Annotated in this window: 8 protein-coding genes and 1 pseudogene; 4 read left to right on the top strand and 5 right to left on the bottom strand. The window is 74.6% G+C overall.

Annotated features, from left to right (window positions below):
• Positions 1 to 29 precede the first annotated feature (29 nt).
• From NP075_RS12730 to NP075_RS12720, 3 genes are all read right to left on the bottom strand, one after another.
• Positions 30 to 836 (bottom strand): glycerophosphodiester phosphodiesterase family protein, encoded by an 807-nt coding sequence (locus tag NP075_RS12730; protein ID WP_227565545.1) that lies wholly within the window; start codon positions 834 to 836, stop codon positions 30 to 32.
• Between the two features lie 88 nt (positions 837 to 924).
• On the bottom strand, positions 925 to 1,938 hold the full coding sequence (locus tag NP075_RS12725; RefSeq protein ID WP_227565543.1) for a CNNM domain-containing protein: 1,014 nt from the start codon (positions 1,936 to 1,938) through the stop codon (positions 925 to 927).
• On the bottom strand, positions 1,935 to 3,302 hold the full coding sequence (locus tag NP075_RS12720) for a hemolysin family protein (RefSeq protein ID WP_227565542.1): 1,368 nt from the start codon (positions 3,300 to 3,302) through the stop codon (positions 1,935 to 1,937). The genes NP075_RS12725 and NP075_RS12720 overlap by 4 nt, the downstream gene beginning before the upstream one ends.
• Positions 3,303 to 3,577: 275 nt before the next feature.
• On the opposite strand from NP075_RS12720, the gene NP075_RS12715 reads away from it, so the two are divergent.
• The 3 genes from NP075_RS12715 (at position 3,578) to NP075_RS12705 (ending at position 4,820) form a co-directional block, all read left to right on the top strand.
• Positions 3,578 to 4,027, top strand: coding sequence for a helix-turn-helix transcriptional regulator (locus NP075_RS12715; protein WP_227565541.1), 450 nt, complete (start codon positions 3,578 to 3,580; stop codon positions 4,025 to 4,027).
• 10 nt (positions 4,028 to 4,037) lie between these two features.
• Positions 4,038 to 4,448, top strand: coding sequence for a VOC family protein (locus NP075_RS12710; RefSeq protein WP_227565540.1), 411 nt, complete (start codon positions 4,038 to 4,040; stop codon positions 4,446 to 4,448).
• A gap of 72 nt (positions 4,449 to 4,520) precedes the next feature.
• Positions 4,521 to 4,820: a hypothetical protein gene (locus NP075_RS12705; RefSeq protein WP_227565539.1), complete on the top strand. Its 300-nt coding sequence runs from the start codon at positions 4,521 to 4,523 to the stop codon at positions 4,818 to 4,820.
• Between the two features lie 9 nt (positions 4,821 to 4,829).
• On the opposite strand, the gene NP075_RS12700 is transcribed toward NP075_RS12705, so the two are convergent.
• The gene (locus NP075_RS12700; RefSeq protein WP_227565538.1) at positions 4,830 to 5,216 is read right to left on the bottom strand and encodes a MerR family transcriptional regulator; all 387 of its coding nucleotides are present in this window, start codon (positions 5,214 to 5,216) and stop codon (positions 4,830 to 4,832) included.
• Between the two features lie 63 nt (positions 5,217 to 5,279).
• Here NP075_RS12700 and NP075_RS12695 point away from each other — a divergent pair.
• Positions 5,280 to 6,311: pseudogene (locus NP075_RS12695) on the top strand (MFS transporter); the annotation flags it as partial.
• Between the two features lie 110 nt (positions 6,312 to 6,421).
• On the opposite strand, the gene NP075_RS12690 reads toward NP075_RS12695, so the two are convergent.
• Entirely contained in the window at positions 6,422 to 9,163 is a 2,742-nt protein-coding gene (locus NP075_RS12690; RefSeq protein WP_227565537.1) for a cation-translocating P-type ATPase, read from the bottom strand.
• Positions 9,164 to 9,208 lie beyond the last annotated feature (45 nt).

Genomic DNA, 9,208 nt, shown 5'->3' with positions numbered 1-9,208 from the left:
TCGCGGGGGGGAGGGGGAGAGAGAGGGGGTCAGGGCCAGAGGCCTCGGGTGCGCAGGACGTCGCGCAGGAGGTCCGCGCGGTCGGTGACCAGGCCGTCGACGCCCAGGTCGAGCAGCCGGTGCATCTCGGCCGGGTCGTTGACCGTCCACACGTGCACGTCCCGGCCCGCGGCGTGCGCGGTGGCGACCGTGCCGGCGTCCACGACCGTGACGCGCCCCTGGGCCACCGGCACCTGCAGCGCGTCCACGTCGCGCAGCGCCCGGGCCGCCAGCCGGGGCACGTGCGCGCGGTGCGCCGCGAGGAACCCCACGACCTCCGCCGTCGCCGCCGACGTCGCCACCGGCCTGCTCAGCAGCGCGAGCGTCCCGCGCCGGCGGGCCGCGGAGAACGACGTCACGCACACCCGGTCGTGGGCGGCGGTGCGCTCGATCGTCTCGGCCACGGGCGCCATCGCGTGCTCGCTCTTGACGTCGATGTTGACGCGCAGGTCCGGCCACGTGCCCAGCACGTCGTCGAGGCGCGGCACGGGGTCGACGCCGCCGATGCGCGCACGGCCCACCACGGACCACGGCAGCTCGCGGACCAGGCCCGTGGCGTCGGTCGTGCGGTCCAGGGTCTCGTCGTGCAGCGCGACGGCGACGTGGTCCGAGGTCGCGTGCGCGTCGGTCTCGACGTACCGGAAGCCCAGGTCCACGGCTGCGGCGAACGCCGGCAGGGCGTTCTCCCGCCCGTCGAGCGCGAAGCCCCGGTGGGCGAGCGCCACGACGCCCGAGGGGTCGCGGAAGTACGGGTGCCGCGGACGGCGCCCGTCGTCGACGTCCCGCCGCGCGTGCACGGCACCACTCTCACCCGCCGGGGGACGGTGCGCGGGGACGGCGCGCCGGGGCGTGCGGGCCGTCCGGTGCGGCCCGCACGCCGCCGGCTCAGGCGGCCGTGCCGGTCGTCTGCGGCAGCAGCCGCGCGACGACGTCGGTGAGCGTCACGACGAGCGGACGCTCCCCACCGGTCACGATCGCCAGGTGGTGGCGTCCCTCGCGCATCCCGGCGAACGCGGTGGCGACGAGCGTGTCGCCCGGCAGCTCGTACGCCGGCCGGACGAACGGCGTCGCCGGCTGCGCGGGGTCGGTCATCAGGGTGTCGCGCACGTGCACGACCCCCGACACGGCCCCGTCGTCGCCCACGAGGATGCGCAGGTGCCCGCTGTCGAGGGACGCGCGCTGCACGTCCGCGACCGTGGCGGACGTCGGCACCGTGACCGGGACCGACGCGGGGTCGGCCAGGTCGCGGACCTTCATGCGCTGCAGCTCCAGCGCCTGCGAGAGCTGCGTGGAGAACGCGGCGTCCAGCGCGCCGACGTTCGCGGAGTGCTCGACGAGGTGACGCAGCGACGCCGGGTCCGTGCCCGCCGTCATCTCGTCGACCGGCTCGATGCCGACGCGTCGCAGCAGGCCGTTCGCCGCCTCGTTGAGCGCCCGCAGCACGGGCCGCACGGCCCACATGAAGCCGCGCATCGGCAGCGCCAGCAGCTCGGCGGACGCCTCCGGGTGGGCGATCGCCCACGACTTCGGGGCCATCTCGCCGACCACCAGGTGCAGGAACGTCACGATGACCAGCGCGAGCACGAAGCCCACGACGTCGGCCGGGACCGCGGGCAGGCCCCACGACGCGAACAGCGGCGTGAGCCAGTGGTGCACGGCGGGCTTGGTGATGGCCCCGAGCGCGAGCGTGCACGCGGTGATGCCGAGCTGGGCGCCGGCGAGCAGCACCGTCAGCTCGTGGGAGCTGCGCAGGGCGGCGCGTGCGGAGCGGCTCGTGGCGGCCGCGTCCTCGAACCGGTGGCGGCGCGCGGCGAGCATGGCGAACTCGACGGCGACGAAGAACGCGGACAGCGCGATGATCGCGACGGTCGTCGCGACGACGACCCAGGGGTTGCTCATCGGTCCGCCTCCTCGTGCGTGCCGGCGCCCGCCGTGGCGGGCTCGATGGTCAGCCGCACCCGGGAGGGCACGTGCCGCTCGATGCGCAGGACCTCGATGCGCAGCACGAGGGGCAGCGGCTCGGCGTCGTCCACGAGGTGCGCCGGGTCCGGGGCCAGCGGCACCTCGACGACCGTGCCGAGCGGCGGCAGCGCGCCGTGGGCGTCGATCGTCAGGCCGGCGATGGTCTCGTAGTCGTCCCGCGGCAGGTCGTGCTCCAGGGTGCGCTCGACCTCGTCGACGTGCACGTCGCCGGCGACGAGCCAGGACCCGTCGTCCTGCCGGGTCAGGTCGGCCGCGTCGAGCGGGTCGTGCTCGTCGTGGATCTCGCCGACGAGCTCCTCGGCGACGTCCTCCACGGACAGCGTGCCCGCGAAGCCGCCGTACTCGTCGATGACGACGGCGAGCTGGTTGTCGGAAGCGACGAGGACGCGCACCGCGTCGGGCAGCGACATCGACTCGGGGACGAGCGCGGGCGGCCGCTGCAGCGTGCCCGCGGTCGCGGTCGGGTCCGTGCTGCGCAGCACGTCGGGCAGGTGCACCACGCCGGTCACGGTCTCGTCGTCGAGCACGGGGTAGCGCGAGTGCCCGTCGGACATGAGCTCGCGCAGGCGGGCGACGCCCGTGTCGGGGGTGACCGTGTCGACGCGCGAGCGCGGGACCATGGCGTGCTCGACGTCGCTGGCGGGGAAGTCGAGGATGCGGTCGAGCAGGACCGACAGGTCGCGGGGCAGGTCGGCGGAGTCCGCGACGATGTGCTCGAGGTCGCGTGCGGTGGCCGAGTGCTCGACGTCGTGCACGGGCTCGATGCCCAGCACCTTCAGCAGCGCGTTGGACGCGGCGTCGAAGACGCGGATGAGCCACCCGAAGCCGCGCAGGTACCAGATCGTCGAGGTCGCCAGGCGGACGGCCGTGGGCTCGGGGCGTGCGATCGCGAGGTTCTTGGGGAACAGCTCGCCGAAGAGCATCTGCACGAACGTGGAGAACAGCAGCGCCAGCACGGTGCCGACGGCGACGCCGACGCCCGTGGGCACGTTCACCAGGCCGAACGCCTCACCGAGGGACTCACCGATGAGCGGCTCTGCCACGTAGCCGACGAGCAGCCCGGTGACGGTGATGCCCAGCTGCGCACCGGACAGCATGAAGGACGTGCGGCGCGTGACGTCGAGCGCCTTGCGCGCGCCCTCGTCACCGGCCTCGGCGCGCGCGGCGAGCCGCGAGCGGTCGACCGACATGTAGCCGAACTCCTGCGCCACGAAGTACGCGGTCACAGCGGTGATCGCCAGGACGACGACCACACCGACGAGGAGCGTGAGCACCCACATCAGGTCCCCACCTCCCGGTGCGCCGTCGGCGCGTCACAGGGGTGGGGCAGGGGACTGTGGCTGGGACTGTCGGGGTCCATCGTCTCTCCGGTCGGTGGGTGCGGGACGCAGCATGAACGCCCGCCGGCCTGCGCCGGTTCCCGCGCGGTGGCCGGGTGGTGCACGGCGCTGCTCGCACCACGCGCCGTGCGTCCCGGCGCTCACCCTGACACACCTGCCCGGGTGCACCCGCTCGAGGGCTGGGCACGGCGCGCTCCGCGCGGCAGGCTCTTCCCATGGCTGCCGACGCCGACGCCCGGCTGCGCGAGCTGCGCGCGCTGCGGGCCGTGCGGGACCGCATCGACCGCGACTACGCCCAGCCGCTGGACGTCGAGGCGCTCGCGCGCGGGGCGCACATGTCCGCCGGCCACCTGAGCCGGCGGTTCCGGGCGGCGTTCGGCGAGTCGCCCTACAGCTACCTCATGACGCGTCGCATCGAGCGGGCGATGACGCTCCTGCGGCGGGGGGACCTGTCGGTGACGGACGTGTGCTTCGCCGTCGGCTGCGGGTCGCTGGGCACGTTCAGCACGCGGTTCACCGAGCTCGTCGGGATCCCGCCCGGCCGGTACCGCCAGATCGCCACGGGGGACGGCGCGGGCATCCCGTCCTGCGTCGCCAAGCAGGTCATGCGGCCGCGGCGGGATCGGTCAGGATCCGAGAAGCCGGGGACGGGAGCGTCCTCCTAGCGTGGGTGGCATGGACCTCTACATCCACTACACGTTCCTCCCCGCCGACGACCCCGAGGCCTCGCTCGCGTTCTACCGCGACGTCCTGGACTTCGACGTGCGCAACGACGTCGGCTACGGCGACATGCGCTGGATCACCGTCGGCCCGCCCGCGCAGCCGCAGACGTCGATCGTGCTGCACCCGCCGGCCGCCGACCCCGGCATCACCGACGACGAGCGGCACACCATCGCCGAGCTCATGGCGAAGGGCTCGTACGCGTCGATCGTGCTGGCGGCGTCCGACGTCGACGCGGCGTTCGAGAAGGTGCAGGCCGGCGGCGCCGAGGTCGTCCAGGAGCCCATGGACCAGCCGTACGGGACCCGCGACTGCGCCTTCCGCGACCCGGCGGGGAACATGGTGCGCATCAACCAGCTCGCGTGACGGTGTCCGACGACGGGTGAATCCCGGCAGCGGACAGGTTCGCTCGAACACGTGTTCGAGTAGGATCGGACCATGCCCGACCGCCCCGCCCCACCTCGACCCCCGGCCCGCGACGTCGCGAACAGCGAGGTCCCCGACGGCATCCCGACGCGCCCGCAGGGTGACGTGGCGGTCGTCGTGCGGCTGGTGTGGTCGGACGGGGCCGAGGAGTGGCGGGCGGCGCGCGCGATCCGGTGGACGCGTACGCACGTCATGGTCGCGTGGCGCGAGCACGACGCCGACCCGCGCTCGGAGCGTCACACGTGGCTGCGGGCGGGCGACGTCGCGCGGTCGGTGAGCTGGTTCGTCCCGCCGGAGCGCACGCCGGCGTGAGCGGCCGCGTCAGGCCCGCGCCGCGTCCCGCAGCAGCACCGCGTGCTCCGTGCGCACGAGGTAGTCGTGCAGGGTCGCCCGGCTCGCGGTCAGGCACGCGATGCGCTGGTCGAGGCCCTCCAGCTCCTGGGCGAGCATCTCGGCGACCGTCCGGGGGCAGGACGCCGGCAGGTCCGTCTCCTGGGCCGCCTCGAGGTCGAGGATCACCCGGACCAGGCGCGTGGGCACGCCCGCCCGCACCAGGCCCGCGACGCGCTCGACGCGTGCGACGTCGTCCTCGCCGTACTCGCGGTAGGCGTTCGAGCCTCGCGCGGGCGAGAGCAGCCCTTGCTCCTCGTAGTAGCGCAGCAGTCGTGTCGCGACCCCCGTCCTGCGCGCCAGCTCGCCGATCCGCACGTCGCCGCCCCCGTCGTCGCACCCTTGACCTTCACACTGGTGTCAAAGTCTAGCGTCGCGCTCATGGACACCCTCCGCCGGAGCCTGCTCGTCCTCGCCGCGGGCACGTTCGTCATGGTCACCGCCGAGATGCTGCCGACCGCCGTGCTGCCGCAGATGGCCGCCGACCTCGGCACGACGCCCGACCGCGTCGGCGTGCTCGTGTCGGCCTGGGCGCTCGCGGTCGTCGTCGTCAGCTTCCCCCTCGTGCGCCTGGCCGCCCGGTGGGGGCGGCGCGACGTCATCGTGGTCGCGATGGCCGCGCTCGCCGTGTCGGCCGCGCTCACCGCGGCGGCACCCGACTACCCGCTCGTGCTGGCGGCGCGCCTGCTGGGGGCCGCCGCCTGCGGGCTGCTGTGGGCGAGCGTCAACGCGCACACCGCCGACCTGGTGCCGGGCGACCGGCTGGCGCCTGCGGTCGCCGTCGTGCTCGGTGGTGCGACGCTCGGCACCGTCGTCGGGGTGCCCCTCGCCGGGGTGGTGGCCGCGGCGACCGGCTGGCGCGCGGCCTTCGCGGGTCTCGCCGTCGTCGCCGTCCTCGCCGCGGTGGCCGTGCGGGTCGCGGTCCCGGCGGCCGGTGCGCACGTCGCGTCACCGGCCGGCGCCGCGCCCGACGACCCGCCGGTGCGCACGGTCCTGGGTCGCGTGGCCACGACCACCGGGCTCGTGGGCCTGCTGCTGGTGGGCCACTTCGCGGCCTACACGTTCGTCACGCGGCTGCTGGCGGCCCCCGCGACGGCGCTCCCCGGCGGCGTGCCCACGCTGCTGCTCGTGTTCGGGCTCGCGTCGGCGGGAGGGCTGGCCGTAGTGGGGCGCCTGCCCGCGGCCCGCGTCGCGCTCGCGCTGCCGACCGCCGGCGCGCTGACGGCGGTCGCGCTGGCCCTCGTGCCGCTCGCGACGGCGCACCTCGCGTCGGCGGTGGGTGTCGTCGTGCTGTGGGGCGCCGCCACCGGCGCCCTCCCGGCCCTCGCGCAGACCGAGATCATGCGGCGCGCGGGCGAGCGGCTGCGCACGACGGCGGGTGCGCTGATCCCCGTCGTGCTCAACCTGGGCGTCGCGGTGGGTGCCGCGGCGGGCAGCGCGGTCGTCGCGCGGTCCGGTGCCTCGGCGGTGCCGCTGCCCGCGGCGCTCGTCGTGCTCGTCGCCGCGGCCGGGCTGGCCGTGGCTCAGGCACGCATGCGGTGCGCGACCGCCTTCCCCGCCTCGCTGAGCAGGAACACCCCGAGCGCGATGACCACCGTCAGTCCCCAGTCCCGCAGCCCGATGGGCGCGGAGCCGAACCAGGAGTGCATGAACGGCGCGTAGTTGAAGACGAGCTGCAGCACGAGCAGCGCACCGACCGCGATCCACACCACGCGGTTGCCCCGCACCACTCGCCAGGTCAGCGACGAGCCGTTGAGGAACCGGCACGAGAACAGGAACGCCATCTGCCCCAGCGCGAGCATTGTGACGGCCGAGGTCTGCGCCACCCCGTCGGCCGCGCCGAGCTGCTTCTCCACCAGGAAGACGCCCAGCGTCGCCCCACCGATGAGCAGCGACGCCCACACCACCACCGCGAGGGCCGGCCGCGACAGCACCGGCTCCTTCGGCGACCGTGGCGGGCGGTCCATGATCCCGGGCTCCGCCGGCTCGTAGGCCAGGGCGAGGGACAGCGTGATCGCGGTGACGAGGTTGACCCACAGGATCTGCACGGGGGTCAGCGGCAGCGCGAGCCCGAACAGCACGGCGACGAGGATCACCAGCGACTGCGCGCCGTTCGTGGGCAGCAGGAAGACGACGGACTTGCGGATGTTGTCGTAGATCCGCCGCCCCTCCTCGACGGCCCGCTCGATGGTCGCGAAGTTGTCGTCGGCCAGGACGATCTCCGCGGCCTCCTTGGTCGCCTCGGTGCCCTTGATGCCCATCGCGATGCCGACGTCGGCGCGCGTCAGGGCCGGGGCGTCGTTGACGCCGTCGCCGGTCATCGCGACGACCTCGCGGTGCGACTGCAGCGCGCGCACGATCCGGATCTTGTGCTCCGGGCTGGTGCGCGCGTACACGTCCACGTCCTGCACCCGGGTGCGCAGCTGCTCCTGGCTCATCGCCTCCAGCTCGGCGCCCGTCAGCGCCTCGACGTCCCCGCCGTGCCGGACGATCCCGAGCTCGCGCGCGATGGCGACGGCTGTGCCCGCGTGGTCGCCGGTGATCATCTTCACCGCGATCCCCGCGCGGTGGCAGTCGGCGATGGCCGCCACGGCCTCGGGGCGCGGCGGGTCGACGATCCCGACGAGGCCGAGGAGGGTCAGGGACGTGACGTCGTCCAGGTCGAGGGTGGCCGTCCCGGGTGCCGCGGGCCGCTCGGCCGTCGCCAGGACGCGCAGCCCGCGGCTGCCGAGCTCGTCGACCGCGCGCTCCCAGTGCTCACGGTCCAGCGGCACGGCCTCGCCGGACGGCCCGCGCTGTGTCGTCGCGCGGTCGAGCAGCCGGTCGGGGGCCCCCAGGGCGTGCACGCGCAGGTCCCCGTCCGGCAGCAGGTCGAGCGTCGCGGAGAACTTGTTCGCCGACTCGAACGGCACGGCGGCGACGCGCCGTGCACCTGACGTGTCGGCGTCGGTCTTCAGCGCGAGGGTCCGCAGCGCGCCCTCGGTGGGCTGGCCGACGACACCCCAGCGACCGGCGTCGTCCGCCGTCACGCGGGCGTCGTTGCACAGCGCCCCGGCCAGCACGAGCGCCCGCAGGTCCGCGTGCTCCGCGAGGGGTGCCGGTGCGCCCGCCAGCGTCACCCCGCCGGTCGGCTGGTACCCCAGGCCCTCGACGTCGTACCGGTGCTCGGCCGTGACCACCGTGCGCGCCGTCATCTCGTTCTTCGTCAGCGTGCCGGTCTTGTCCGAGCAGATGGTGGTCACCGAGCCGAGCGCCTCGACCGCGGGCAGCTTGCGGGTGATGGCGTTGCGGCGGGCCATCTGCTGCACGCCGAGCGCGAGGGTGATGGTCACCAGCGCGGGCAGGCCCTCGGGCACGGCGGCGACCGCGAACCCGATGGCGGCCGACACGAGGTCCGGCAGCTCGAAGTCGTGGATGACGCGCCCGATGACCAGCATCGCGAACGCCATGACCAGGATGCCGCGCGACAGCAGCGTCCCGAGGCGGCCGAGCTGGCGCTTGAGCGGCGTCTCGAGGGCGTCGACGTCCGCGATGAGCGACTGGATGCGCCCGATCTCCGTCCCCGCACCCGTGGACGTCACGACGCCCAGGCCCGTGCCCGCCGCGACGATCGTCCCCGAGAAGAGCATGCTCGTGCGGTCCCCGACGCCCGCGTCGGTGCCGACCGGTGCGACGTCCTTGGCCGCGGGGACCGACTCGCCCGTCAGCGCCGACTCGTCCACCTGCAGGTTCGTGGCCTGGACGAGCCGCAGGTCGGCGGGCACCTTGTCCCCGGACCGCACGCGCACGACGTCGCCCGGCACCAGGTCCTGCGAGTCGACGTCCGTCCACTCGCCGTCGCGCCGCACCGTCGCGGACAGCGACAGCATCGTGCGGATGCCGTCGAGCGCGCGCTCGGCCTGCCCCTCCTGCAGGAAGCCGACCAGCGCGTTCACCACGGCGACGACGAGGATGACGGTGAAGTCGACCCAGTCGCCGAGGAACGCCTTGAGGACGGCGGCGGCGAGCAGGATGTAGATGAGCACGTCGTCGAAGTGCGAGAGGAACCGGGCCAGGACGTGCGGACGCGGGGCCGTCGGCAGGCGGTTGGGACCGACGGTGTCGAGCCGGACGGCGGCCTCACCGGACGTCAGGCCCCCGGTCGTGGTGCCGAGCCGGTCGAGGACCTCGTGCGCGTCCTCGGCATACGGGCGGTACTCGCCCAGGTCGGTGAGGAAGTCGGCGCCGGCGCTGCGTCGCGGGCGGTCGTGGGCCGTGCTCGTCATGCGACACCTCGGGCAGGTGGCAGGGATCCGGCGTCCTCCTGCATC

Origin of the sequence: Cellulomonas wangsupingiae (assembly GCF_024508275.1) — a bacterium.
Taxonomy (GTDB): domain Bacteria; phylum Actinomycetota; class Actinomycetes; order Actinomycetales; family Cellulomonadaceae; genus Cellulomonas; species Cellulomonas wangsupingiae.
The sequence above is the reverse complement of the archived record's forward strand: the minus strand, read 5'-3'. Positions and strand labels throughout refer to the sequence as shown.

What these genes read in the sequence shown, in the direction of transcription:
- NP075_RS12715 (WP_227565541.1), top strand. Translation starts at nt 3,578, where the DNA reads ATGGCTGCCGACGCCGACGCCCGGCTGCGCGAGCTGCGCGCGCTGCGG.
- NP075_RS12720 (WP_227565542.1), bottom strand. Translation starts at nt 3,302, where the DNA reads ATGTGGGTGCTCACGCTCCTCGTCGGTGTGGTCGTCGTCCTGGCGATC.
- NP075_RS12725 (WP_227565543.1), bottom strand. Translation starts at nt 1,938, where the DNA reads ATGAGCAACCCCTGGGTCGTCGTCGCGACGACCGTCGCGATCATCGCG.
- NP075_RS12705 (WP_227565539.1), top strand. Translation starts at nt 4,521, where the DNA reads ATGCCCGACCGCCCCGCCCCACCTCGACCCCCGGCCCGCGACGTCGCG.
- NP075_RS12690 (WP_227565537.1), bottom strand. Translation starts at nt 9,163, where the DNA reads ATGACGAGCACGGCCCACGACCGCCCGCGACGCAGCGCCGGCGCCGAC.
- NP075_RS12710 (WP_227565540.1), top strand. Translation starts at nt 4,038, where the DNA reads ATGGACCTCTACATCCACTACACGTTCCTCCCCGCCGACGACCCCGAG.